Below are 24,081 nucleotides of genomic sequence, written 5' to 3'. Positions count from 1 at the left end.
GGCCTCTCCAGGCCCTTGCCATATGTACAACCAAATCGGCTTGCGGTGGAACGCTGTTTCATTTGATCAGCTTAGTCAGAATATGTAACCAGCGCCGACCCCTGCCGAGGTTCAGGTAGACGTAAACGCATGGGCAGAAAATGGACCGCATAGGAACTTGCAGGAGACATCATCATGTCTCGGAGACTATTGCTCGCCCTGCCCGTCCTGGCGCTGGCCTTGTACAGCGCCGCCGCGGCAGCGGCGCCGGCGCCCGATGTCCTGCTGGGCGCGTCCGTGCAACTGACCGGCCCCGTCGCCAACACCGGCCGCTACTACCGCGATGCCTACCAGATGGCGGTGGACCAGATCAACGCCGCGGGCGGCGTGAAGATCGGCGGCGAAACGCGCAAGCTGGCGCTCAAGATCTACGACAACCAGTCGGACGTCAATCTGAGCGTGCGGCAGTACACGCAACTCGTCACGCAGGACAAGGCCAATCTGTTGCTGGGTCCCTTCGCCAGCAATTTCGCGCTGGCCGACTCGGCGGTGTCGGAAAAGTACAAGGTGCCCATGGTCCAGGGCGGCGGCGCCTCGGATCAGATTTTCTCGCGCAAATTCAAGTACATCTTCGGCACGCTGGCGCCGGCCAGCAACTACTTCGGCAGCACCGTGGAAATGCTGAAGATGCTCAAGCCCGCGCCGGCCAGCGTGGCCTTGCTGTATGCGGATGACGCCTTCGACGTCTCGGTGGCCGAGGGCACCCGCCCGTTGCTGAAATCCGCGGGCCTGCCCATCGCCATGGACGAGCGCTACAGCACCAACGCCACCGACTTCAACTCGCTGCTGTCGCAGATCAAGAGCAAGAACGTGGATGCGGTGCTGGTGGCCGGACACGAAACCGAGATCCTGAATTTCGTGCGCCAGGCCAAGAGCCTGGCCGTCGCGCCCAAGATGTATTCCTTCACCGTGGGCGTGCCGTCGGAGGACTTCCGCAAGGCGCTGGGCCGCGACGCGGATTACGCCTTTGGCATGACGGCATGGCTGCCTTCGGCGGCCTTGAAGGACCGCTGGTTCGGCGACGCGGAGCAGTTCGCCCGCGCCTACAAGGCCAAGTTCGGCTATGACCCGGACTATCACGCGGCGTCCGGCGTGGCCGACGTCGAAGCGCTGGTCTACGCCATGGAAAGCGCCGGCAGCGCCAATCCGCAGAAGGTGCGCGACGCCTTGGCCAAGATCAGGTTCGACAGCCTGTACGGCCCGGTCGCCTTCAACGCCCAGGGGCAGATCGACCTGCCTCAGGTGGTGATCCAGGTGCAGGATGACCGCTTGGCCGAGATCTACGGCGCCAAGGGCTTCATCACGCAGCCCAAGTATCCGATGCCAGCCTGGAACGCGCGCTAGGACCGGCGGGAGGACACGATGGATCTGCTCGCGCAAATCCTCGTCAACGGCATACTGCTCGGCGGGCTGTATGCCGTGATGGCGCAAGGCCTGGCGCTGGTCTGGGGGGTGCTGAACATCGTCAACCTGGCGCACGGCGCGTTCATCATGCTGGGCGCGTACGCGTCCTGGTATCTGTACAACGACGCGGGCGTCGATCCCTTCCTGGGCCTGCCCTTGACGGCGGCGGCGATGTTCCTGCTGGGCTACGCCTTGCAGCGCGGGTTGCTCAACCTGGTGGTGCGCGCGCCCATGTTCAACACCCTGCTCATCACCTTCGGCCTGGAGGTCGTGCTGACCTATCTGGCGCAGCTGGCGTTCTCGGCCGACTTCCGCACCATCAACCCGCCTTATGCCGGCGACAGCTATGCGCTGGGTCCCGTCACGCTGCCCATGGCGCGGCTGGCCGCCTTTGGCGTGGCGCTGGCCATCACGCTGGGCATGTGGCTGTTCCTGCTGCACAGCCGCCTGGGCCGCGCGATCCGCGCCACCGCGCAGAATCTGGTCGCCGCCAGGCTCTATGGCGTGGAGCCGCGCCACCTGTATGCGGTGACGTTCGGCCTGGGCCTGGCGTTGGCAGGCGCGGCCGGCGGCCTGTACGGCACGGTCTCGCAGATCAATCCCTACATCGGCGCCACGCTGACCGCGAAGTGCTTCGCCATTTCCATCATCGGCGGACTGGACAATCCGCTGGGCGTGATGGTGGGCGGCCTGTTCCTGGGCATCGTCGAATCGCTGACCACGCTGTACGTGGGACCGACCTACGCCGATGTGGCCAGCTTCGGCATCCTCGTGCTGGTGCTGCTGGTCAAGCCCAGCGGCCTGTTGGGCAGAGCGGCATGAAGACGCCGCGCGTACTGCTGGCATTGCTGGCGCTGGCCGTGCTGGCAGGCGTGCCCTGGTATGGCTCCGACGTGCTGGTGCAGTTCGGCATCAACACGCTGTTGCTGGCGGTGCTGGCCCAAGGCTGGAACATCATCGGCGGATACGCCGGCTATGCGTCCTTCGGCAATTCCGTCTTCTATGGATTGGGCAGCTACGGCGTGGCCATCGCCATGGCGCAGTGGGAACTGCCATTCGCCGCGGGGCTGGCGCTGGGCGTCGTGCTGGCCCTGGTCTTCGCGGTGCTGCTGGGCATGCCGGTGCTGAGGCTGCGCGGCCATTATTTCGCCATCGCCACCCTGGCGCTGGCGCAGGTCATGACGGCCATCGTCTCCAACATCGGGCTGGCCGGGCAGAACATCGGACTGGTGCTGCCGCCGCTGAACAACGACCCGCTGTTCTACGAACTGGCCCTGGGCCTGCTGACGCTGGCCACGCTTACCGTCGCCTGGCTCACGCGCAGCCGCTTCGGCTTCGGCCTGATCGCGATCCGCGAAAACGAGGAAGGCGCGGCCGTCATGGGCGTGAACACGACGCTGTACAAGGTGACGGCGTTTGCCATCTCGGGGGTGTTCAGCGCCCTGGCCGGCGGCATCCATGCCTACTGGATCACCTTCCTCGATCCTGAAAGCGCCTTCGACATCAGCCTGAACGTGAAGATGATCATCATGGCCGTGTTCGGCGGCGCGGGCACCGTGCTCGGCCCGGTGGTGGGCGCGTTCTCGCTGTCGGCCATATCGGAACTGCTGTCCAGCGAGATCACCAGCGTGGCGGGGCTGTTCTACGGCGCGGTAATCGTCGCGGCGGTAGTGCTGATGCCGCGCGGTCTGGCCGACCTGCTGCGGCGCGCGCGCAAGTCGGGCTGGCGCTATTTCGCCGACAACATACGGGCGCACCGGCTATGAACCCGATCCTGGACGTGCGCAACGTGACCCGGAGCTTCGCCGGGCTGGTAGCCGTGAACCAGGTCAGTTTCACGCTGGCCGAGGGCGAGATCCTCGGCCTGATCGGTCCCAACGGCGCCGGCAAGACCACGCTGGTCAGCCTGATCAGCGGCACGCTTGCGCCGACCGCGGGCGAGATCCTGTTCCAGGACAAGCCGATAGACGCATTGCCGGCGTACAGGCGCGCCCGCCTGGGCATAGGCCGCACCTTCCAGATCATGCGGCCCTTCCCCGGCCTGTCGGTGCTGGACAATGTGGCGGTGGGCGCCTTGTTCGGCCATGGCGGCGGCCAGCCCAAGCTGGCGCTGGCGCGCGAGCAGGCGCGTGCCTGCCTGGATTTCGTCGGCCTGGGCCGCGCGGCCGGACAGCGCGCCGACGAGCTGGGCGGGCCGGGCCGCAAGCGGCTGGAACTGGCCAAGGCGCTGGCCATGCAGCCCAAGGTGCTGCTGTGCGATGAAGTCATGGCCGGGCTCAACCTGGTGGAGATCGACGAGGTCATCGAGGTCATCCGCAAGGTCCGCGCCAGCGGCATCAGCGTGCTGGTGATCGAACACGTCATCAAGGCGATCAAGAGCCTGTCGGACCGGCTGCTGGTGCTGCATCACGGCGAAAAGATCGCGGACGGCGCGCCCGACGAGGTGCTGGCCGACCCCGAGGTGGTGCAGGCCTATCTGGGCAAGAGGCGCGCATGAACGACGCCGCCGCCCCGCTGCTGAAGGTGGAAGGGCTGAGCGCCGGCTATGGCGAACTACCGGTGCTGCAGGATATTGCGCTCGAGGTCCGCCGCGCCGAGATCGTGGCGCTGGTGGGCAGCAATGGCGCGGGCAAGACCACCCTGCTGCGGGCGCTGTCACGGGTGCTGCCCTGCACCGGCAGCATCGTGATGGACGGCCGCCAGCTGTCGCGCGCCACGCCGGACGAGGCCTTCGCCAGCGGCATGGTGCAGGTGCCCGAGGGACGCCAGCTGTTCGACCGCATGACCGTGCAGGACAACCTGCTCATGGGCGCCTACCGCCGCCGCGGCAAGGCGGCCGTCGCGCGCGACCTGGACCGCGTCTACGGCTACTTTCCGCGGCTGTCCGAGCGCCGCCGCCAGCTCGCCGGCAGCATGTCCGGCGGTGAACAGCAGATGTGCGCCATGGCGCGCGCGCTGATGGCCGCGCCCGCGCTGATGATGATCGACGAAATGAGCCTGGGCCTGGCGCCGGTGGTGGTCGAGCAATTGATGGAGGTGTTGGCCGGCATACGCCAGGAAGGCGTCACGGTGCTGCTGGTGGAGCAGGACATCCACCTGGCGCTGACGGGCGCCGACCGCGGCTATGTCATGGAAACCGGCCGCATCGCGCTTTCCGGTCCGGCGCAATCGCTGCTGTCCGATCCCAAGGTTCGGCAAGCCTATCTGGGAATCTGAACCGGTCCGCCGCGCCTCTTGCGCCGGCCTGCTTTCGAGCCTACATTGATTGTTGTCGCCCGCCGCCCGGCCCTTGCAAGCGCGCGGCGCGTATGGCGTCACTGGGTTGTTTTTCTGTCTTTTGTTCCTCCAAGGAGCGATGCGATGAAAGTGAAACACCTGTTAGGTCCTGTAGCGCTAGCGCTGTCGTTGCTGGTCGCCGCGCCGGTGACGGCGGCGCCTTCCGATCCAGCGCCCATCGTCACCGGGAAGCAATGGACGGAGTCCGACACAAATCTGAAGAAGGCCTACCTGCTGGGCATGGCGAACCTCATCCAAGTGGAGCAAGCCTATCAGCAGCGCCGCGCGCCGGCCGACAACCAGACGCTGATCCCGCGCTTTGCCAGGGGTTTGCAGAGCCATACGCTCGATTCGGTGCGCGAACGACTGGATAGCTGGTACGCCGCCAATCCGACCCGGATGGACCGCCCCGTGGTCGAAACGCTCTGGTTCGAAATCGTCGCGCCCGCGGCGCCGGCCACCCCCGCCGCTCCCGCCAAGCGCGCCCGCTAGGAGTCAGCCATGAAAGTCATCCGATCGATTGCCATAGGCCTCATGATGGGGTCGCTGGTTGCCTGCACCAACATGAGTTCCAAGCAGCAAGGCACGCTGTCGGGCGCGGCCATCGGCGCGGCCGCCGGCGCGGGCATTGCCGCCATCGCGGGCGGCAGCGGCTGGACCGGGGCCGCCATCGGCGCCGCCGCCGGCGGCATCGCCGGCAACATCTACGGCGACAAGCACTAAGCCTGCGCCCTTGCGCAATGGCCAGTCCCGGGCCGCGGCCCGGGACTGTCGCTACAGATTGCCGGTGGACTTGCCGATCCGCCAGTACACCCCTCCTCCCGTCATGCCGCCGTCGACCGGCAGGTCCGCGCCGGTGATGAACGAAGCCTCCGGTCCCAACAGGAACATCACCGCCGCCGCGATCTCGTCGGCATCCGCGCCGCGCGACAGCGGCGTGGCGTCGCGGTTGCCTTCATAGAACAGGCGCGCCCGGCCTGCGTCATGCACGGCATTGGGCTGCATGATCATGGGTGTTTCCACCAAACCCGGACATACCGTGTTGACGCGTATGCCGCGCCCGGCCAGTTCCAGCGACGCCGCCCGCGTCAGGCCGCGCAAGGCCCACTTGCTGGCGGTGTAGGCCGCGCTGAAGTAGCCGGTGAGTCCGGCCGTCGAAGATGTATTGACGATGGCCGCGCCCTGCGGCATCAGCGCGGCCAGGTTGCGGATAGCGAGGAACGGCCCGTCCAGATTGATGTCCAGCAGCCGCCGCCATTCCGCGTGCGTGGTCTCGGTCACGGTCTTGCGCAGGGTCACGCCGGCGTTGTTGACCAGGCCGTAGAGCGGCACGCCCCCCTGCGAAATCTCGTCCGCCAACGCCAGCCAATCGGACTCGCGGGCCACGTCCGCCACCCGGATGCGCAGCCGTTCGGCATCCGCGCCCGCCGCCGCGCGCAAGTCCGTCCAGGTCGCGTCGCCTTCGGGCAAGACGTCCAGCGCGTAGACGGTCGCGCCGGCCTGCAGCAAGCGCAACGCCTCGGCCGCGCCCTGCCCTCTGGCCGCGCCCGTCACCACGGCCGCCTTGCCGTTCCACCACGACGCCAGATCTTTGCCGTCGCTCATGTCTTGGAGACTCCGCCGTCGACCATCAGCACGTGGCCGGTGACATAGGCGGATGCCTGCGAGGCCAGGTACAGCGCCGCGTCGGCGATCTCGGACGGCTGGCCCACGCGCCGCGCCGGCAGCCGCTCGACGTATTCGGCATAGGTGGCGGCGTCGGCGTGCATCCAGCTGCTCATCGGCGTTTCAATGAAACCGGGCGCGATGGCGTTGACGCGCAGCCCCTTGGGGCTCCACTCCAGCGCCAGGCATTGGGTCAGATGGGCCACGCCGGCCTTGGCCGCCGCGTAGTCGGCGCAATTCGGGCGCGGCTTGACGCCGGCATAGCTGGACAGGTTGATGATGGCGCCGCTGCCTTGCGCAATCATGTGCCGCGCGGCCGCCTGGGCGCCGAAGAACGTGCCTTTCAGGTTGATGTCCATGGTGCGTTGCCAGGCGGCTTCGTCCAGGTCCAGGGCGGGCATGCGCGCCATGAAGCCGGCATTGTTGACCCACACGTCCAGCGCGCCGTACCGCGCGGCCACCGCGTCGGCCAGCTCGCGCACCGCCTGCGCTTGCGTGACGTCCAGCTGGCGGCAATCCGCGTCCACGCCCGACAGCGCCTCAAGGTCCAGGTCGGTGGCGACCACGGTCGCGCCCTGCTGGCGGAACGCCGCCGCCATGGCGCGACCGATACCGCCCCCGGCGCCCGTGACGACCGCGATTTTCCCTGCCAGATCCGGATAGTTCATTTTGCTCATGTGATGATGGAAAGATTGAAGTTCAGTTGAACGCCGCGCGCTTGGCGGCCTTGTTGGCGGCATTGCCGGATTCATCGCCCGGCAACCGGATGTCGTTGAGGTCCATGCCCGCGGTTTCCTTGATGAGGAAGGCGCCGGCAAAGGCCATCAGCCCCAACGCCCCCACATAGGCCGTGTAGACCCATTCCAGCCCCTGGGCGCCCAGCCAGGCATTGATATAGGGCGCGGTGCCGCCGAAGATCGCGACCGACAGCGAAGAGATGAAGCCCACCCCCATGGCGCGCGCGCCAGTAGGCACCTGCTCGGCCACCACGGCCGGGAAGATCGCCGCCAGCAGCGCCCAGACCAGCAGCCCTATCAGTTGGCCCACGAACAGCGTCCAGGGCTGGTCGGTCACGATGTGCGACACCGGGAACACCGCCAGCGCCACGCCCAGGCCAAAGGCCATCACGATGGGCTTGCGGCCGTAGCGGTCCGCCATCCAGCCGCAGACGGGCAGCCACAACAGGCACACCAGCTGCGCGATCAGGCTGGCCGTGTAGGCGCCCGCCGGATCCATGCCCTTGGTCGCAATGGCCGTGGCCGGCGCGAAGGTGACCCAGGTGTAGTAGGTGGCGTTGGACGCCGCGGCGATCATCACGATGTTGCGCGCAATCTTCAAGGCCTGGCGCGCCGACACCTTCTGCGCGCCGCCCTGCGCCGCGCTGTGTTCGAAGACCTCGCTTTCGCTCGCGCTGCGGCGCAGGAACAGCGCGTAGACACCCAACAGCGCCCCCACGCCAAAGCCCACGCGCCAGCCCCAGGCTTCCATCGCGGGCTTGCCCAGCCAGGACGTCAGCAAGGCGGCCAGCGCGGTCGCGGCCATGACGCCGATGGTCACGCTGACGAACACCGAACTCGACCACAACCCGCGCCGCGCCGGCGGCGCGATTTCGGCAACGTAGGTATAGGCCACGCCGGACTCGCCGCCATGCGCCAATCCCTGCATCAGGCGGCAAATGAAGAGCAATACCGAAGCCAGCACCCCGGCCTGCTCATAGGTGGGCAGCAGCGCGATCGCCAGGCTGGTCAGGGCCAGCAGGCACATGGTCAGGACCAGCGTGAACTTGCGGCCGTAGCGGTCGCCGATGCGGCCGAACAGCCAGCCGCCGATCGGCCGCGCCAGGAATCCCCCCGCGAACACGGCCAGCGTGGCCAGCAGCGCCGAGCCGCGGTCGGACGGGTCGAACAGGTTCATGGCCAGATAGGCCGAGAACGTGCCGTACAGGGTCCAGTCGAACCATTCCAGGGCATTGCCCACCGCCGCCGCGCGCAGCGAAGCCTGGCGGCGTTGGCGGTCCTGTGTCTCCATCATTATTGTCGTCGTCATGTTCTTATCCGTGCTGGTCTTGGCCGAGGTGCCGCGCGAACCAGTTGGCCGCGGCGCTGCTGGTGCGTTCGAAATGTTCCGTGTAGACCGAGTAATGGCCGCCGGGCAGCAGCAGCAATTCCTTGGGCTGATGGGCCGCGTTGAAAGCGTCCTGCTGCAGATCGGCAGGCGTCAGGCCGTCGCCGGCGGCGACGATCATCAGGAGCGGCGTGGGCGCGATGCGCCGCACATACATGCCGGGCTCATAGGCGCGGGCCAGTTCCAGTGACCGCAGCGTGACTTCATTGACCCAGCCCGGGCAGCGGCGCGCTTCGCCCGTCATGTAGTTGTAGGAGTCCGGGCCCGGATACGCGACCGGCGCGTCGGGATCGGCATCGACCATGCGCAGCGTCGCCGGCGGCTGGCCCGCGTCGCGGGCCTCGCGGTCGGCTTCGAACGCGGCCTGCAGCGCCTGCGCCTTGTCGTAGCGCACGCGCCGTTGCGCCGCCGAGAACCCGCTGGTGGTGGGAACCTGGCTGACCACGCACTTGACGCGCCGGTCGATGGCGGCAACCGTCAGCGCATGGCCGCCGCTGTAGCTGCTGCCCCAGATGCCGATACGCTCGCGGTCCACTTCCGGACGCCGGCGCAGATAGGAAATCGCCGAGCGGAAGTCCTGGATCTGCCGCTGCGGATCGATCTCCTGGCGCGGCATGCCCTCGCTGCGGCCGAGATTGCGGAAGTCGAAGGTCAGCGCGGCCAGGCCGCGGGCCACCACCGCGGCCGCGTACTCTTCCAGGTCGCCCCCCGCGACCATGGACCAGCCGTGCGCGAGCGCAACCGCGCCCACCGGGCCGCTGGCCTGCTCGGGCCGGTAGAAGGTGCCGCGGACCAGATCTCCTTCGACCAGGAATTCAATCGGCTCTGCCGATCCTTTTAGACCTGTTCGTTCTGGCACAGATGAACTCATGCCTGTCTCCTTATCGCCCATCAATGGGCTAAGCTTGTGTGAACAGGTCGAATTCTGCCCATCGGGCCTGGAGCGAACAAGCGCTATTATTCACGCCATCAATCGTTAATTCCGATTGATATAAGAATGACCACTACGCGCGCGCAATGCGCCCCGAAGCCATGGATCTACGCCAATTCGATTGTTTTCTGGCCGTCGCCGACAAGCTGCATTTCGGCCGCGCGGCGGAAGCGCTGCACATGAGCCAGTCCTCCGTATCGGAAGCGGTCAAGGCGCTGGAAAAGACGCTGGGCGCCCCCTTGTTCGAGCGCAGCAGCCGCCGGGTGGCGCTGACGCCGCTGGGCGTAACCCTGCAACTGGGCGCGGGACCCGCCGTGGTCATGCTGAAAGCCGCGCTGGACGACTGCAAACGCCAGGCTGCGGGCAAGCCGCGCCATCTGCGCATCGGTTTCCTGGGCGGCGGCTTCTACGAGCTATACCGTCCGCTGGTCTCGGAGTTCAAGGCGGCGCATCCCAACGTGGAACTGGAGTTCGTGGAACTGACCTATGTCACCCACTACGCGGCGGTCGCGGACGGCTCGGTCGACATCGCGTTCTGCCGTTTGCCGCTGGGCGCGGACGGCCTGTGCCATGGGCCCATCGTGCTGCGGGACCAGCGCATGCTGTGCGTCCCGCTGGATCATCCGTTTGCCGCGGCGACCCTGCTGGACCCCGAGCTGCTGGCCGAGGAACGGCTGGTGCGCATGGTGCCGGGATCGGTCAACCAGGAATGGCAGGACTATCACTTTCCGCGCCATACGCCCAAGGGCAAGCCCATCGGCGACGGCCCGGTGGTGCGCACGATCCGCGAAGGCATTGCGGCGGTGAACACGCGTGTGGGCCTGCTGATGCTGACCAAGCGCGCCGCCAGTTACTACGCGACGCCAGAGATCGCCTTCGTGGAGATAGACCTGCCCGCCATGCCCTCGGCCCTGGTCAGGCGGGTGGACGACCACCGGCCCATCCTTCAGGACCTGGAAGCCTTGCTGCTGCGCATCGCCGAGCGGCATGGCGTGGCGGCCTGATCCGGGCGGCTTGCGGCCGGATCAGGCCGCCGAGGCGCAAACGGATCAGCGCTGCGAATCCAGCACTTCGTTGTTCTTCACCACTTCCTGCGCCTTGGAATAGCTTTCGATCAGCAGCTGGTAGGCCGGGAACACCTTGGTATAGACCTCGGCCCACTGCATGGCGTCTTCGCGGTTCCAGGTCTTCTGCAGCTCCGAGGCCACGGCCGCGGTGTCCATCGGCACCACGCCGGCCTGCACCACGCGCGCCAGCGTGATTTCCTGGGCCATCTTGGTGTACGTGCCGGAGGCGTCGATCACCGCAAACACCTTGTAGCCGTCGGCGACCGCGCTGATGGCGGGGAACGCCATGCACACGCTGGTGATGGTGCCGGCAATGATGAGCGTCTTGCGGCCGGTGGCCTTCACGGCGGCAACGAACTCGGGATTATCCCAGGCGTTGATCTCGCCCTTGCGCGCAATGTATTGCGCATGCGGGGCGTTGGCGTGGATCTCCGGAATCAGCGGACCGTTCGGGCCTTGCGGCACGGAAGCCGTGGTGATGACGGGCATCTTGGCCAGCGTGGCCATCGACGCCAAGGCGCCAGCGCGGGCGCGCAGTTCCGGCATGGGCATGTCGCCCACGGTCTGGAACAGGCCGCTCTGGTGGTCGATCAGCAGCATGACGGCGTCGTCGGCGTCGATGACAGGACGTTGGCCATTGAAGTTGGCGGGTGCGGACATGGTGTACTCCTAATTTGGAAGGTCGACGGCTTGTGGCCGAATCAGAAGCCTTATGGCTGCACAAATATTAAAAATGGAACAAAATTAGCGGAAGACCCATTTTTTGCTTTCAGCGTTCTATTTTTTGAACCAAAAGGGATGCCATGCAGGATCTCAACGACCTCTTCTATTTCGTGCAGACCGTCGAGCACCAGGGCTTTGCACCCGCCGGACGCGCGCTCGGCATGCCCAAGTCCCGCCTCAGCCGCAGGCTGGCCCTGCTGGAAGAGCGCCTGGGCGTGCGGCTGATCCAGCGCTCCACCCGGCACTTCATGGTCACGGACATCGGCCAGACCTACTACGAGCGCTGCAAGGCCATGCTGGCCGAAGCGGAAGCCGCGCAGGAAGTGATAGACGCGGCCCAGGTCGAACCGCGCGGCGTGGTCAAGCTGACCTGCCCGATCGCCCTGCTGCATACGCATGTGGGCGGCATGCTTGCCGATTTCATGATCAAGTACCCGCGCGTGGTCATACAGCTCGAAGCCACCAACCGCCGGGTCGATGTGCTGGGTGAAGCCGTGGATGTGGCGATCCGCGTGCGCCCGCCTCCGCTGGAGGACAGCGAACTGGTCATGCGCGTGCTGTCGGATCGCGGCCAGAGCCTGGTGGCCAGCCCGGCCCTGACGGCCGAATGCGGCCAACCCACGACCCCGGACGACTTGGGCGCATGGCCCAGCCTGGCGCTGGGCTCGCCCAACCAGACCTATCGTCTGGAGCTATACAAGCAGGACGGGCAGCAAGCCACGGTTTCGCTGGCCCCCAGGATGATCACCACCGACATGATCGCGCTGCGCAACGCGGCGGTGGCGGGCGTGGGCGTGGTGCAGCTGCCCACCATGATGGTGCGGGAGCAGCTGCAGGCGGGACAGCTGGTCCGGCTGCTGCCGGACTGGGCCCCGCGCCGCGAGCTGATACACGCGGTGTTCCCATCCCGGCGCGGCCTGCTGTCGTCGGTCAGGGCCTTGGTGGATTATCTGGCGGAGCGCTTCGGGAAGTTGCAGGAGGACTAAGCCCCAGCGTTCCGTTTTCAGGACAGCCAGGACGAAAAATGGCGACTACCGACGCCATTGTCCTTACTTTATCTTGCCGCCTGGTTTCTTTTACCGCTGTCGACGCCCGCATGCGCCGGCTGCAGCCCAGGCAACTTGAACTTCCACAGATTCGCAATCCTTCCGCTGGCCGCGCTGGCATTCGGCGCCGCGCAGGCCGCCGAACCCGCGCTGCCGCCCATCGATCCCTGGCGTTATACCGAGGACTACAGCTACCTGGACGACCCCGCCAAACGCACCGGCGCCTGGGGCGAAGCCGGCAAGTGGATCCGGCTGGGCGACTCCTCCGCGCTGACCCTGGGCGCCGAGCTGCGCGCCCGCTATGAACGCTACCGCAACAACGAATTCGGCGACGCGACCGTGCCCGACGAGGGCTACCAGCTCTACCGTTTCCTGCCCTATGCCGACCTGCGGCTGGGCCGGCAGGTGCGCGCCTTCGGCCAGTTGAACCTGACCCATGCCGAGCGCGACGCCGGCTCCATCGGGCCGCCCGACGACACCGGCAGCGATGTGCTGCAGGCTTTCGTCGACATCTCCCTTGCCGGCGATGCCGGAACCTGGACTGCGCGCGCGGGCCGCCAGGTCATGGCCTACGGCAGCGAACGGCTGATCTCCGCGCGCTACGGCCCCAACGTGTTGCGCTCGTTCGACGGCGGCGCGCTCAGCTGGGCAGGCCAGGGGCTGCGCGTGGACGGCTTCCTGGTGCGCCCGGTGCGCAACGATCCCGACGATTTCAGCGACCGCGCCGACCCGCAGCGCAGGCTCGGCGGTCTTTACGGCACCTGGTCCGCGCTCGGCGGCCTGGCCGACACCGGCCTGGATGCCTACCTGCTGTCCTTGTCCAGCGACTCGGCCAGCTACAACCAGGGCAGCGGTCCTGAAACCCGCAATGCGCTGGGCGCACGCTACTTCGGCAAGCGCGCCTCCTGGCGCTGGGACCTGGAAGCGGTCTACCAATACGGCAGCTTCGCCGGCGCGCCGGCGCGGGCCTGGTCGCTCGCCAGCGATGTGAGCTACACCTTCCGCGGGGCGCCGCTGCAGCCGCGCCTGGGGCTGAAGGCCAACATCATCAGCGGCGACCGCAATCCCGACGATCCCAAGCTCCAGACCTTTGCCGTCTTCTTCCCCAAGGGCAAGTACTTCGGCGAAGCGGGCCTGATCGGCCCTTCCAACCTCATCAATCTGCATCCCTCGCTCACGCTGGACCTGGGCTCCGGCTGGACGCTGGGCACCGCGGCGGTCTTCTATTGGCGTCAGAGCCTGCAGGACGGCGTGTACGGCGTGTCCGGCAATCTGCTGCGCCCGGCCGGCGCCAGCCGCTCGCGCTACATCGGCACGCAGGCCGACGTGGTGCTGGGCTGGGAAGTGTCGCGCCACCTGAGTTTCGAAGCGGCCTACTCGGTGTTCCGGCCTGGAAGCTTCATCCGCGATACCGGCCGCGCCGAAACCGTCCATTTTTTTGGCCTGGAAGCGCTATGGCGCTACTGAACATCCTTGACGACCGGAGACTACACATGAAAAGAACCACGGCGCTCGTCCTCGCGTTGGCAGCCGCGCTGCCCTGCGGCGCCCACAGCCGCGACGCCGACCTGGTGCTGCGCAACGGCCAGATCATCACCATGGACCCCGCCGCGCCGCGCGCCACGGCACTCGCGATCCAGGGCGAACGCATCGTCGCGGTGGGCGGGGACGGCGATGTCGAGCAACACGTCGGACCGGCCACGCGCCAATTGGATCTGCAAGGCCGCACGGTGATACCCGGCCTCATCGACACCCATATCCACGCCATCCGCGGCGGCCAGACCTATGCGTTCGAAACCTACTGGTATGACGCACCCAGCCTGGCGGACGCGCTGGGCCGGCTGGCGCGCGACGCCGCACAACGCCCGCGCGACCATTGGGTCGCGGTGGTCGGATCCTGGCATCCACGGCAATTCCTCGAGCGCCGCGCGCCCACGCGCGCCGACCTGGACCAGGCGGTTCCCGGGCATCCCGCCTATGTCCAATACCTGTACGACTACGCCCTGCTCAACAGCCGCGGCATCGAAGCCCTGGGCCTGGACGCCCCGCAGCCGCCGGAACTGCACGGCATCACGGTCGAGCGCGACGCGCAAGGCCGCGCCACCGGCAGGCTGCTGGGCGGCATCGGCCCGTTCAACGCGCTGTTCGCCCGCCTCAGCCATACCGCCGACCGTCCCGCCGGACTGCAAGCCTTTCTGCGCGCCATGAACGCGCGCGGGTTGACCGGCTTCATCGATCCGTCGGCCGGCGCCGCTGAAGCCTACGAGCCGCTCTACGCGCTGCGCGACCGCGGCGAACTCACCGTGCGTGCGGGCTACCGGATCTCGGCCCTGCGCGCAGGCGGCGAGGCGCAATGGTTCCGCGACATCATGGCCTTCCGCCCGCCGCGCCATGACGACGGCAAGCTCGCGTTCCTGGGATTGGGCGAAAACCTGGTGTCCGCCATGAACGACGGCGTGCGCATGGGACCGGGATTCAAGCCGCCGGCCGAAGCGCGCCAGGAACTCGCCCGCATCGCCCGCTACGCGGCCGAACGCCGCATCCCGCTGGAGATCCACGCCTACACCGACGATGCCGCCAGCGCGATTCTCGATGTGTTCGAGGAAGTCGGCCGCGACCACGACCTGCGTCCGCTGCGCTGGTCGATCGCGCACCTGAACACCGGCTCGCGCCGCACGCTGGAACGCATGGCGCGCCTGGGGCTGGCCTACACGGTGCAGATGGGTCCGTACTTCGAGGGCGAGGCGATACGCGCGGCCAATCCCAAGGGAACGGAGCAGCATTCGCCGCCAGTGCGCACGGCGCTGGACCTGGGCCTGCCGGTCGCGGGCGGCACCGATTCCACCCGCATCGGCGTGGCCGGGGTCTGGCAGGCGGTGGAGTACCACGTGCAGGGGCGCGCCATCGGCGCCACGGTGCTGCGCGAGCCCGGCGCCTTGCTCACGCGGGAGGAAGCGCTGGCGCTCTACACCCGCCAGGCCGCCTGGCTGGCGTTCGACGAAGACGACCGCGGTCAACTGAACGCTGGCAAGCTGGCCGACCTGGCAGTGCTGGACCAGCCCTACCTGACGATGCCGGCGGACCAGATCCACGCCATCAATTCGGTGCTCACGCTGCTGGGCGGCAAGCCGGTGCATGACGCCGGGGTGTTGCCGGCGCCGCCGGCCAAGGCGGTCCGATAAAGGAAACGGCCCCGCCCTGAGCGCGGGGCCGCACCGCAACGCGCTCAGAACGAATGGCTGATCCCGACCTGGAAGCCCTTCGAATTCGCGCCCGGCACGCCCTCCGGCGCGACATCCCCGGTCACGAAGGCGGCGTTGCCCTCGTTCTTGATGAACGACGCGGCCGTGTACAGCACCGTGCGCTTGCTGAGCGCGTAGGTGTAACCCAGCGCAAACTGCTGGGCGTCGTCGCCTTCGTACTGCCCGGTCTGGGTGGACCGGGAATACGACAGCTTCACGTGGCCGCCGCCTACAGGCACCGACGCGCCCGCCAGGGTCACGTGCTGCTTGTCCGCTCCGATCTTCTGTTGCAGGTAGTTGGCAAACAGCTTCACCACGCGGAAGTCATAGCTGGCGCCCAGGGTCGCGGTTTCATAGTGCTCGCCGCCGCCCATCGAGGTCCTGCCGTATGCGGCGGCGACGTTGAGCGGACCGGACTGGTAGCCCAGCCGCCCGCCGGCATAGTCGGCGCCGCGCAGGTCTTCTTCGCGCGCATAGTTCAGTTGCCCGTAGATCCCGCCGAGCTTCTTCGGCAGGAAGTACGCCACCATGTTGCTGGCGCGCGAGAGCGTGGTGGCGCCCTCTATCCCCAAGGGCCAGCCCTTGATGATGTTGCTGCTGCCGCCCACGCCCACGGTGCCGAAGGGCGAAAACGAGGACACGTTCCAGAACGCCGCGGTGTAGTCCCGCCCCAGCCGCAGTTCGCCATAGCGGTCGTTGCTGAGGCTGATGGTCGAACGCCGCGTCCAGTTCAGGCCCTGCGGTCCGCCGTTGTTCGGCAGAATGGGCGCTTCCAGCCAGAACCCCACCGAATTGCCGTTGCCCAGGTTCTCGGTGCCGCGCATGCCGATGCGGCTGGGCAGCATGTAGCCGCCCTGGTCCATGCCGATCTTGGATGTGCTGCCCGCCGTGGCGCTGGTCACGTTCAAGTCGATATGGCCGAACAAGGTCAGCGACGACGATTGCGCAAGCGCCGGTCCCGCCAGCGCACAGGCTCCCAACAGCCCGATTCTTCTGATTATGGACATATTCCCCCCAAGCCCCCGGCTCAATTGCCGACACGTATGCCAGCGCCGCGGATCAGGCTGCCGGTGCTTTCCATTTCCCGACCGATCAGCTCGGCGAATTGCTGCTGCGGCATGGGTGCGGGTTCTGCCCCCAGGTTTTCGAAGCGTTCTCGCGTCGCGTCCGAGCGCAGCGCCTGTTCGGCGCCGGCATGCAGCTTGGCCAGGACTGCCGGCGGCGTCGCGGCCGGCACGAACATGGCCACCCAGAACAGCTGATCCACGTCGCGGTAGCCTGCCTCTGCTGTCGTGGGCACGTCCGGCAACGCGGGCGAGCGGTGGTCGGCGCTGATCGCCAGCGCGGTCAGCTTGCCGGCCTTGACCATGGGCAGCGCCAGCGGCAGCGGCAGGAAGAACCAGTCGACCCGGCCTGCGATCACGTCGTTGACCGCCTCCGGCGTGCCGCGGTACGGCACGTGGATCGCCTGGATGCCGGTCACGGCCCTGAACTTTTCGCCCGCAATGTGCGCGCCGCTGCCGCTGCCGGACGAGCCGTAGGTGTATTGGTCGGGTTCGGCGCGGGCGCGCTCCACCAGATCCTTCAGCGACTTGAAGTTGCGCGCGTTCGACGCCACGATCACGTTCGGCATCGAGGCCAGCATGGTCACGGGCGTGAAGTCCTTGAGGGTGTCGTACTTGAGGTTGGCGTAGAGCGACTGGTTAGCCACGTGAGCCGCGGAGTGCACCAGCACCGTGTAGCCATCGGCCGCGGCGCCCGCCACCATGGTGGCGCCCAGCACGCCGCCTGCGCCTGGCCTGTTCTCCACCACCACCGGCTGGCCCAGCTTTTTTTCCAGCTGCTCGGCCACCGTCCTGCCGATGACATCGGTGGTCGACCCCGCCGTGAACGGCACCACCATCCTGATGGGGCGCGCCGGATAGTCCGGCTGGGCCTGCAGCGTGGAGGCCAGCCCCACGACGCCGGCAAGGGCTGTCGCGTATTGAAGAAAGTGTCTGCGGTGCAGTGTCATGGTTTGTCTCCTTTTATGCTTCTGCTGCGCGAAAAAAAGCCGATCGCCCATGACGGACAGGCGATCGGCCGGATAAAGCGGGTCGCGGATCAGGGCGCGAGGACGGGCCGGTCCTGCGCACCTTCCAGCACCTTGATGTAGGCCTCGCGTGCTTGCGTCAACGGCACCACGGCGGCCGGACTGACCGGAAAGGACTGCAGGCTGCCGTCCTCGAAGCCGGGCAGCAGCTCGCGGAACACCGCGGCGCAGCGGGCCGAGTCCAGCTTCAGGCTGTCCACGCCGATCAGTTGAAGGTCGCGGCGGTAGAAGGCCTGGATGTCGAAGGGTACGTTGCGGTCGGGCGTGGAAATGACGATCTGCCGCCCGCCCACCCTGAGCGATTCCAGCCCTGCGGCGAAGTACGGCGAGCCCACCGTGTTGTAGGCAATGTCGGCCCCCGTCTGGCTGGTCAGCTCCATGACACGTTGGGCGATCCCGTCGCGGCTGCCATCGATGACGGACACGCCCGAAACCGCATGGCCGACGTAGCCCTCGCCGCCACGCTCCACCCCGATCACCCGGGCGCCGGCGCGGCTGGCCAGCTGGATGGCGGCCTGGCCGACCTTGCCGTTCGAGCCGAACACCACCACCGTCTGGCCCGGCCCATGCAGGCCGGCGCGCCGCAGCCCTTCATAGGCGGTGACAAACGGCACGCCCGCCATGGCGGCGCTGGCCGCGGCGATGTGGGCAGGCCTGCGCACCAGCGCGGCGACGGGCAGCACCAGGTAGCGCGTGTGGGTCCCGTCGCGCGTGATGCCGAGGTCGCCGCCCGTTCCCCACACTTCCTGCCCGATCCATTCCACGGGGCCGGCGATGACCTTGCCCGCGTAGTCGCGTCCGGGGGTGCGCGGCCAGATCGCGTACGGCATCATGCCCATCGCCGCCTTGACGTCGCTGGGATTGATCCCGGCCGCGCTGACCTCGACCACGGCATGGCCTTCGGGCGCCTGCGGCACAGCGATGTCGACCAGGGTCGGCCGCAGGTCGGCAACGGTGGAAACGCGCTCGATCACGCGCAGGGCTTGGGTTTTCTTGCTCATTTCTGTCTCTGGTTCTGGTTATTGCGGGCAAAGGCTGCCCGAAGCGCGGCAGGCCGCGCCGGGATTGGGGTGAAAGTAGGAAAAGCTTGATCAGGAAAGCGGCGGCTTGGGCATGCGGGTTTCACCCGGCTCGAGCTTGAGCTCCACGTCCAGGCGGTAGGTGCCGTCGCCCGCCGGCTCGAACTTCCGCAGCAACGACCCCACCGCGCCGAATGCCGCGTCGCTGTACGCGTAGGCGTCGTTGGCGTCGAAGATCTGGGTGGTCAGCACCTTGTGTCCAGGCGCCGAAGCGATGAAGTGCAAGTGTGCGGGCCGCATGTGGTTGCGCTGCTGCAGCGCCAGCAGATCGCCGCAGGGGCCGTCGATGGGTACCCCGTAGCCGGCGGGCTTGACGCTGTCGAACCAGAAGCGGCCGTCCGCGTCGGTCATGAAGACGGCCCGCAGGTTCATGTCTTCCTGCTCGGGGTCCTGGTTCTCGTACAGGCCGCTGGGCGCGGCCTGCCAGGTTTCCAGGCGCGCGCCCGCCAGCGGCTGGCCGTCCAGCGTGCAGATGCGGCCCGTCACCAGCAGCCGATCGCCGGTCGTATCCTCGGAAGCGATCTTCGAACCGTTTTCGAGTACGGGCTGGTTGGCGCGCCAGAACGGCCCGATCAGCGCGGGCTCCGTACCGCCCGCCTCCAGCACGCCCTTGGCGTCCATCAGCAGGACCAACGTGGCCACGCCCAGGATGTCGGCCAGCAGGATGCCTTCGTGGCGCAACGGATTGGTTGCCTGGCCCACCCGCACCATGAAGTCCAGGCCCTGGTGCAGTTCCTCGTAGCTCAGTTTCACGTCGGCCGCGAACGCGTGCAGGTGGCGGATCAGGGAATCAAGAACCTCGCGGGTACGCGGATCCGTAGCCTGGTTGGCCGCAAGAACAGCTTCCAGCAGCGCTTGCGGCGTGGCGGGTATGGCGCGCTGTTCGCCGGCTGCGCGCGTGTCCGCGCAGGAATTGGCATGACTCATAAACATTCAACCCTGTAGTCTGACTAATGAAATTTGCGTGCCGCGTTTCAGTCGGCCCTTATTCCCGCCTGGGACGCGACGGCCGCCCACTTGGGGACTTCCTGCGCCACCCGGGTTTTCAGTTCCTCGGAGGAGCTGGCAACCACGCGGAATCCAAGCCCGTCCAGCTGCTTGCGCATCGGCGCCTTGTCCAGCACTTCGGCCACCGCCTTGTTGACGCGTTCAATCGTGGCGGCCGGCGTGCCCGCCGGCGCGAAGAGCGCCTGGATGGTTTCGGAGCGGAAATCCGCGAAACCGGCTTGCGCGATGGTGGGCACGCCGGAAAGCGCCGGCCAGCGCTCTTCCCCGCCCACGACCAAGGCCCTGAGCCTGCCCTCGGCCAGAAAGGACTGGGCCGCCGGCAGCGCGGCGTAGGAGCAGTCGACCTGGCCGCCCAATGCGGCCAGCACCGCGGGCGCGGCGCCGGAGTACGGCACGTGCAATGCCTGGACGCCCGCCCGCCGCCATAGCAGTTCGGCCGCCAGATGCACGCTGTTGCCATTGCCCGGAGTGGCGTACGTGAGCGCGCCGGGATCGCGGGCGGCGGCGTCCAGCAGATCCTTGAGCGTGGCCAGGCGGCTTTTCGCGCGAACCACGATGACGTCCGGAGAACTGACCGCCAGGCTCACCGGCGCGAAGTCGCGCACCGGGTCATAGGGGGGCCGTGCCCCGGCGATGGCGGGATTCGTGACGAACGAGGACGACACCAGTAGCAGCGTGCCGCCGTCGGCGTCGGCCTTCGCAACCGAGACCACGCCGATGTTGCCGCCTGCGCCCGGACGGTTCTCCACGATCACGCTCTGACCCAGATATGCAGGCAGCTGCGCGGCCAGCAAGCGAGCGATGATGTCCGTGGTGCCTCCGGCGGCAAACGGCACCACCAGGCGCACCGGCGTGCGCGAGCTCCTGCCGAAGAACGGAACGAGCTGCTTGGCCTGGCCCATCGCGGGGACCGCGCAAAGCGCGCCCGTACAGGCGGCGGCCCGCAGCACGCGTCTTCTTGCAATCAACCGGGATACGCCATAGTCATCGCTCATTCCATGTCTCCTCTATCGTTCTCTTTGTTATCGATGGCGCCGCACCAGGCCAGCGCAGGCCATCGTCCGGCATCAGCTTTCCGCTTTCTCTTTCAGGAAGCCGTCCGTGCCGTAGACCAGGCCGGTGCTCTCGGCGGCGCGCACCACGTCGGGATGCCAGGCAATGCGGCCGCATTCCTCGTCGGTGCCCCCGACCACGGAATAGACGACCAGGGCATGCGGGTTGGGATTGCGGAATCCGCGCATCACGCCGATGGGGCAGGAAATCACGTCCCACTGGTTCAGCATCACCGAATGCTCGCCCTTCTCGCCCCAGATCACTTCCATCTGGCCGTTCAGCGGGCAGAAGACCTCCTCGGTCTTGTGCGCGTGCAGGCTGGCGCCCTGGCCCACGGGGATTTCGATGAAGGTCACGCCAAAGCGATGGTTGCCGGGGATGGCGGGCTCCACGCCTTTGTTCTCCAGCACGCCGCGGTTCATGATCTTGTAGATGTTCTTCTTCATGCCGGGCAGGCGGCTTTCGATGAAGGTCTCGCGGTAAGGCTCGACCTTGCCCCAGCGCGCGATGCGGGTGGCTTCCATTTCCTGAACATTGATATCCATGTCATTCCTTTTTTTGATGAGCTTTAAACAGAGATTTGCTGCGGCTTTTCTCGCGGCTGATGCAAGTTAAAACTCTCCCCTTTACAGCGTCCACTACCATTTTCTTACCGCTCTCATATAATTTTGTTATGACTCAATCCGCCACATAGGGCAGCCAGGGAAATGGATCTGCGGCAACTTCGCTACTTTGTCGTTCTGGCCAACCAGGGGCACTTCGGCCGCGCCGCAAGCGTCCTGCACGTGGCCCAGCCCGCGCTGACGCGCCAGATACAGCTGCTGGAAGAAGAACTCGGCGTCCAGCTTTTCGTGCGCCATTCGCGCGGCGCTTCGCCTACCGAGGAAGCCGCCTTCCTGCTGGAGCGCGCCTCCTTCCTGCTGCGCTATGCCGAACAGCTCAAGCAGGACATGTCGGCCCTGCAACGCCATCCCACCGGCCCGGTCGTCATCGGCATCTCGCCGGGCCTGGCCATGACGCTGGCGGTGCCCCTGACCCGCGCCGTGCAAGAACAGCTCCCTGACGTACGGCTGCGCTTCGTTCAAGCGTTCTCCCCCACCCTGCACGAGATGCTGCTCAAGGGGCAGGTGGACCTGGCCGTGCTGAACGGCCCCGTTCCCGTCGCCAACCTGCTCACCTACCCCTTCCTGACCGAAGGCATGTGCCTCATCGGCCCACCTGCGCATCGCAAGGCCCGACCCGCCAGGATCGGGGTGCGGGACCTGGCCGAGCTGCCCCTGGTGATGACCGGCCTGGCCAAATCCGGCGTAAGACTGGAACTGGAGGCCCAAGCCGCGCACGCGGGTGTGCACTTGAATCCGGTGGTGGAAGTCGAAACCATGGAAGTCGCCAAACGTCTCATCAAGGAAAAGGTGGGCGTGACCGTGCACTTCGCCGCAACCGTGCTGGAAGACATCGAGGAAGGCCGCCTGTCCGCGCAGCCCATCGACGGCCTCAGCCTGCGCCGCATGCTGGCCCATCCGTCCGACAGGCCGGCTTCGCGCGCCACCAAGGCGGTCGTGGATATCCTGCGCCAGGTGGCGCGCGAACTGGTGGCGAAGCAGCGCTGGCCCCACGCCACGCTGGACTTCTGAACCTGCCCCCGGCAGGTTTCGGCCATTTTGTCATCGTCCTGCGTTCCAGACGCAGGACGCAGCGTACGGTCGCCGCCACTTCCAAAAGACCCTGCGATCGGGCAGGCATGACCTGCCGCCGCCGGCCTCTCGGCATACACTGCTACGCGCCATGCCAGTCCCGGACCCCGCCATGCCGACGCTCAATCCATGATGTACCTACTGTGGTCGTTACCCGCCCTGGCCGTCATCGGCGCCATCGCCAGCGGACGCCTGACCACCACCGCCGCCGCCGTGCTGGGCCTGCTGGCTGCCGTGCCCATCGCCCTGTATGCGGCGCCAGCATCCTTCGGCGCCGGGCAGCTCGGGCTGGCGCTGGAACGCGGCCTCTGGATAGGCTGGATCATCACGCCGTACATTCTGGGCGGGCTGCTATTCTGGAACATGGCGGCGCAAGGACGCGCGCCGCACGCGGCGGCGGACGGCGCCAAGGCCGCATTGGCCCATCCCCTGGCGCGCCGCCGGCTGCTGTTCTTTGCCTGTTTCCTGGTCGGCCCTTTCGCCGAATCGGCCACCGGCTTCGGCGTGGGCATGCTGGGTACGGTGCTGCTGATCCGGCCTTTGGATTTGAAGCCACGCGAAACCATGGTGTTCGCGCTGCTGAGCCAGACCCTGATCCCCTGGGGCGCCATGGGCAGCGGCACGCTGCTGGCTTCGGCCTACGCGCGCGTCCCGGCGTCGCAGCTGGCGCTGTACGGCATGGTGCCGGTCGCCTTGCTGACGGTATTGTGGATGCTGCTGTATTGGCGCACCGCCAGGCGCGCGGGCTTGCGGGCCGAACCCGCGGAGCATGTGCGCGAAGCCGTCTGGATGATCGCGAGCCTGGGCGCCCTGAGCGCCGCGACGGCGCTGCTGGGACCGGAAACCGCGCTGCTGTCGGCCTACGGCCCGCTCATCGTGCTGCGCTTCCTGCTGGACCGCCGGCCGGACCGGCCCCGGATGATGGCGGCGGCGCGCAAGGCGCTGCCCTATATCCTGATGATTGCGTGGCTGGTGGCCACGCGCTTGCTGCCAGGACTGAACGGCGGCCTGGCCGGACTGGCTGCGTTCAAGCCATTCCCGGACCTGCCCGGTTGGATGCCGCTGCTGCATGCCGGCAGCTGGCTGATCGCGGGCGCCGTGCTCATGGCCGCCTTCTGCCGCCAGCGCGGCCTGCTCGCGGCACAGGCGCGCGCGGCCTGGACCACGGGACGGCACGCGGTTTACTCCGTGTTCCTGTTCGCCATGATGGCCGAAGTTCTGGCCGGCGCCGGCATCTCGCAAGCGTATGCCGACGGCCTGTTCGCCGGCCTGCAGGACTGGACCCTATTGATCACGCCGCTGCTGGCCGGCGTGTTCGGCATCCTGGCCAACAGCGGCAATGCGCCCAACAGCCTGTTCATGCCCGCGCAGCTGTCGCTGGCCTTGAATGCGGGCCTGAGCGTGCCGGCCGCGGCAGCGCTGCTGCATGTGTCGGGCACGTCGATGGGAATTTTTTCACCCGTGCGGATGTCGATCGCGGCCGGCCTGGCGCATGGGCGCGGCGAAGAGCGCGGCGTGTATGTGCAGCTGTTGCCCTATGCGCTGGCGGCGTTCGGACTGCTGCTGTGCCTGGCGGTACTGGTGGTGCTGACCGGAGCCTGATGGCGATCCGCAACTCGCCCGCGATGTGCGGTGCGC

24 protein-coding genes are annotated in these 24,081 nt (G+C 67.3%); 13 read left to right on the top strand and 11 right to left on the bottom strand.

Translation table 11 applies throughout. The features are described from left to right. Window positions 1-174 precede the first annotated feature (174 nt). The 7 genes from ACZ5YA_RS04835 to ACZ5YA_RS04805 all read left to right on the top strand — a co-directional run bounded on the left by ACZ5YA_RS04835 (window position 175) and on the right by ACZ5YA_RS04805 (window position 5,442). Window positions 175-1,383 (top strand): amino acid ABC transporter substrate-binding protein, encoded by a 1,209-nt coding sequence (locus tag ACZ5YA_RS04835; protein ID WP_118933090.1) that lies wholly within the window; start codon window positions 175-177, stop codon window positions 1,381-1,383. A gap of 18 nt (window positions 1,384-1,401) precedes the next feature. Further along, on the top strand, window positions 1,402-2,265 hold the full coding sequence (locus tag ACZ5YA_RS04830; RefSeq protein WP_118933091.1) for a branched-chain amino acid ABC transporter permease: 864 nt from the start codon (window positions 1,402-1,404) through the stop codon (window positions 2,263-2,265). Continuing rightward, a complete protein-coding gene (locus ACZ5YA_RS04825; protein ID WP_059379768.1) occupies window positions 2,262-3,209 on the top strand; it encodes a branched-chain amino acid ABC transporter permease in 948 nt (315 codons plus the stop codon). The genes ACZ5YA_RS04830 and ACZ5YA_RS04825 overlap by 4 nt, the downstream gene beginning before the upstream one ends. Further along, complete coding sequence (locus tag ACZ5YA_RS04820; RefSeq protein WP_118933093.1) at window positions 3,206-3,940, top strand: ABC transporter ATP-binding protein; 735 nt, start codon at window positions 3,206-3,208, stop codon at window positions 3,938-3,940. Before ACZ5YA_RS04825 ends, ACZ5YA_RS04820 begins: the two co-directional genes overlap by 4 nt. Then, window positions 3,937-4,659 (top strand): ABC transporter ATP-binding protein, encoded by a 723-nt coding sequence (locus tag ACZ5YA_RS04815; protein ID WP_059379766.1) that lies wholly within the window; start codon window positions 3,937-3,939, stop codon window positions 4,657-4,659. Before ACZ5YA_RS04820 ends, ACZ5YA_RS04815 begins: the two co-directional genes overlap by 4 nt. A 144-nt stretch (window positions 4,660-4,803) precedes the next feature. Further along, on the top strand, window positions 4,804-5,211 hold the full coding sequence (locus ACZ5YA_RS04810) for a hypothetical protein (protein WP_251880176.1): 408 nt from the start codon (window positions 4,804-4,806) through the stop codon (window positions 5,209-5,211). A gap of 9 nt (window positions 5,212-5,220) precedes the next feature. Continuing rightward, window positions 5,221-5,442 (top strand): YMGG-like glycine zipper-containing protein, encoded by a 222-nt coding sequence (locus tag ACZ5YA_RS04805; RefSeq protein WP_013393765.1) that lies wholly within the window; start codon window positions 5,221-5,223, stop codon window positions 5,440-5,442. Between the two features lie 51 nt (window positions 5,443-5,493). Here the strand turns inward: ACZ5YA_RS04805 and ACZ5YA_RS04800 are convergent, their stop codons facing one another. Genes ACZ5YA_RS04800 through ACZ5YA_RS04785 form a run of 4 tightly spaced genes read right to left on the bottom strand, consistent with a single transcriptional unit; the run spans window position 5,494 to window position 9,379 of the window. Beyond that, on the bottom strand, window positions 5,494-6,324 hold the full coding sequence (locus tag ACZ5YA_RS04800) for an SDR family NAD(P)-dependent oxidoreductase (RefSeq protein WP_165867796.1): 831 nt from the start codon (window positions 6,322-6,324) through the stop codon (window positions 5,494-5,496). Further along, window positions 6,321-7,061 carry an SDR family NAD(P)-dependent oxidoreductase gene (locus ACZ5YA_RS04795; RefSeq protein WP_223283325.1) on the bottom strand — a complete coding sequence of 247 codons (741 nt, stop codon included), beginning with the start codon at window positions 7,059-7,061 and terminating at the stop codon, window positions 6,321-6,323. The genes ACZ5YA_RS04800 and ACZ5YA_RS04795 overlap by 4 nt, the downstream gene beginning before the upstream one ends. 22 nt (window positions 7,062-7,083) lie before the next feature. After that, a complete protein-coding gene (locus ACZ5YA_RS04790) occupies window positions 7,084-8,412 on the bottom strand; it encodes an MFS transporter (RefSeq protein ID WP_419343829.1) in 1,329 nt (442 codons plus the stop codon). Window positions 8,413-8,434: 22 nt separating this feature from the next. Further along, window positions 8,435-9,379: an alpha/beta hydrolase gene (locus tag ACZ5YA_RS04785; RefSeq protein WP_464092116.1), complete on the bottom strand. Its 945-nt coding sequence runs from the start codon at window positions 9,377-9,379 to the stop codon at window positions 8,435-8,437. 161 nt (window positions 9,380-9,540) lie between these two features. Between ACZ5YA_RS04785 and ACZ5YA_RS04780 the strand changes: the two genes are divergently transcribed. After that, window positions 9,541-10,443, top strand: coding sequence for a LysR family transcriptional regulator (locus tag ACZ5YA_RS04780; protein WP_059379806.1), 903 nt, complete (start codon window positions 9,541-9,543; stop codon window positions 10,441-10,443). 45 nt (window positions 10,444-10,488) lie between these two features. Here the strand turns inward: ACZ5YA_RS04780 and ACZ5YA_RS04775 are convergent, their stop codons facing one another. Beyond that, window positions 10,489-11,166, bottom strand: coding sequence for a hydrolase (locus ACZ5YA_RS04775; protein WP_054454449.1), 678 nt, complete (start codon window positions 11,164-11,166; stop codon window positions 10,489-10,491). Window positions 11,167-11,309: 143 nt separating this feature from the next. Here ACZ5YA_RS04775 and ACZ5YA_RS04770 point away from each other — a divergent pair, with 143 nt between their 5' ends. From ACZ5YA_RS04770 to ACZ5YA_RS04760, 3 genes are all read left to right on the top strand, one after another. Further along, on the top strand, window positions 11,310-12,215 hold the full coding sequence (locus ACZ5YA_RS04770; protein ID WP_118932011.1) for a LysR family transcriptional regulator: 906 nt from the start codon (window positions 11,310-11,312) through the stop codon (window positions 12,213-12,215). Window positions 12,216-12,350: 135 nt separating this feature from the next. Beyond that, window positions 12,351-13,742 carry an alginate export family protein gene (locus ACZ5YA_RS04765; protein WP_464092115.1) on the top strand — a complete coding sequence of 464 codons (1,392 nt, stop codon included), beginning with the start codon at window positions 12,351-12,353 and terminating at the stop codon, window positions 13,740-13,742. Between the two features lie 26 nt (window positions 13,743-13,768). Next, window positions 13,769-15,457: an amidohydrolase gene (locus ACZ5YA_RS04760; RefSeq protein ID WP_464092114.1), complete on the top strand. Its 1,689-nt coding sequence runs from the start codon at window positions 13,769-13,771 to the stop codon at window positions 15,455-15,457. 44 nt (window positions 15,458-15,501) lie between these two features. Here the strand turns inward: ACZ5YA_RS04760 and ACZ5YA_RS04755 are convergent, their stop codons facing one another. The 6 genes from ACZ5YA_RS04755 to ACZ5YA_RS04730 all read right to left on the bottom strand — a co-directional run bounded on the left by ACZ5YA_RS04755 (window position 15,502) and on the right by ACZ5YA_RS04730 (window position 21,294). Next, complete coding sequence (locus tag ACZ5YA_RS04755; protein ID WP_464092113.1) at window positions 15,502-16,524, bottom strand: porin; 1,023 nt, start codon at window positions 16,522-16,524, stop codon at window positions 15,502-15,504. 20 nt (window positions 16,525-16,544) lie between these two features. Further along, window positions 16,545-17,531, bottom strand: coding sequence for a Bug family tripartite tricarboxylate transporter substrate binding protein (locus ACZ5YA_RS04750; protein WP_464092112.1), 987 nt, complete (start codon window positions 17,529-17,531; stop codon window positions 16,545-16,547). A gap of 89 nt (window positions 17,532-17,620) precedes the next feature. After that, window positions 17,621-18,610 carry a quinone oxidoreductase family protein gene (locus ACZ5YA_RS04745; RefSeq protein ID WP_464092111.1) on the bottom strand — a complete coding sequence of 330 codons (990 nt, stop codon included), beginning with the start codon at window positions 18,608-18,610 and terminating at the stop codon, window positions 17,621-17,623. Window positions 18,611-18,700: 90 nt separating this feature from the next. Further along, window positions 18,701-19,615 carry a dioxygenase family protein gene (locus tag ACZ5YA_RS04740; protein ID WP_464092110.1) on the bottom strand — a complete coding sequence of 305 codons (915 nt, stop codon included), beginning with the start codon at window positions 19,613-19,615 and terminating at the stop codon, window positions 18,701-18,703. Window positions 19,616-19,662: 47 nt separating this feature from the next. Beyond that, window positions 19,663-20,691: a tripartite tricarboxylate transporter substrate binding protein gene (locus tag ACZ5YA_RS04735; protein ID WP_464092109.1), complete on the bottom strand. Its 1,029-nt coding sequence runs from the start codon at window positions 20,689-20,691 to the stop codon at window positions 19,663-19,665. A 72-nt stretch (window positions 20,692-20,763) separates the two neighbouring features. Next, a complete protein-coding gene (locus ACZ5YA_RS04730; protein ID WP_464092108.1) occupies window positions 20,764-21,294 on the bottom strand; it encodes a cupin domain-containing protein in 531 nt (176 codons plus the stop codon). A gap of 162 nt (window positions 21,295-21,456) precedes the next feature. Between ACZ5YA_RS04730 and ACZ5YA_RS04725 the strand changes: the two genes are divergently transcribed. Beyond that, window positions 21,457-22,383 carry a LysR family transcriptional regulator gene (locus ACZ5YA_RS04725; RefSeq protein ID WP_464092107.1) on the top strand — a complete coding sequence of 309 codons (927 nt, stop codon included), beginning with the start codon at window positions 21,457-21,459 and terminating at the stop codon, window positions 22,381-22,383. 189 nt (window positions 22,384-22,572) lie between these two features. Further along, window positions 22,573-24,045 carry a hypothetical protein gene (locus ACZ5YA_RS04720; protein WP_118932008.1) on the top strand — a complete coding sequence of 491 codons (1,473 nt, stop codon included), beginning with the start codon at window positions 22,573-22,575 and terminating at the stop codon, window positions 24,043-24,045. The last annotated feature ends 36 nt before the right edge of the window (window positions 24,046-24,081 follow it).

This window comes from Achromobacter sp. JCM 18799, from assembly GCF_055395645.1.
Note: the sequence above shows the minus strand (reverse complement) of the source record. Positions and strands in the feature narration are given on the sequence as shown.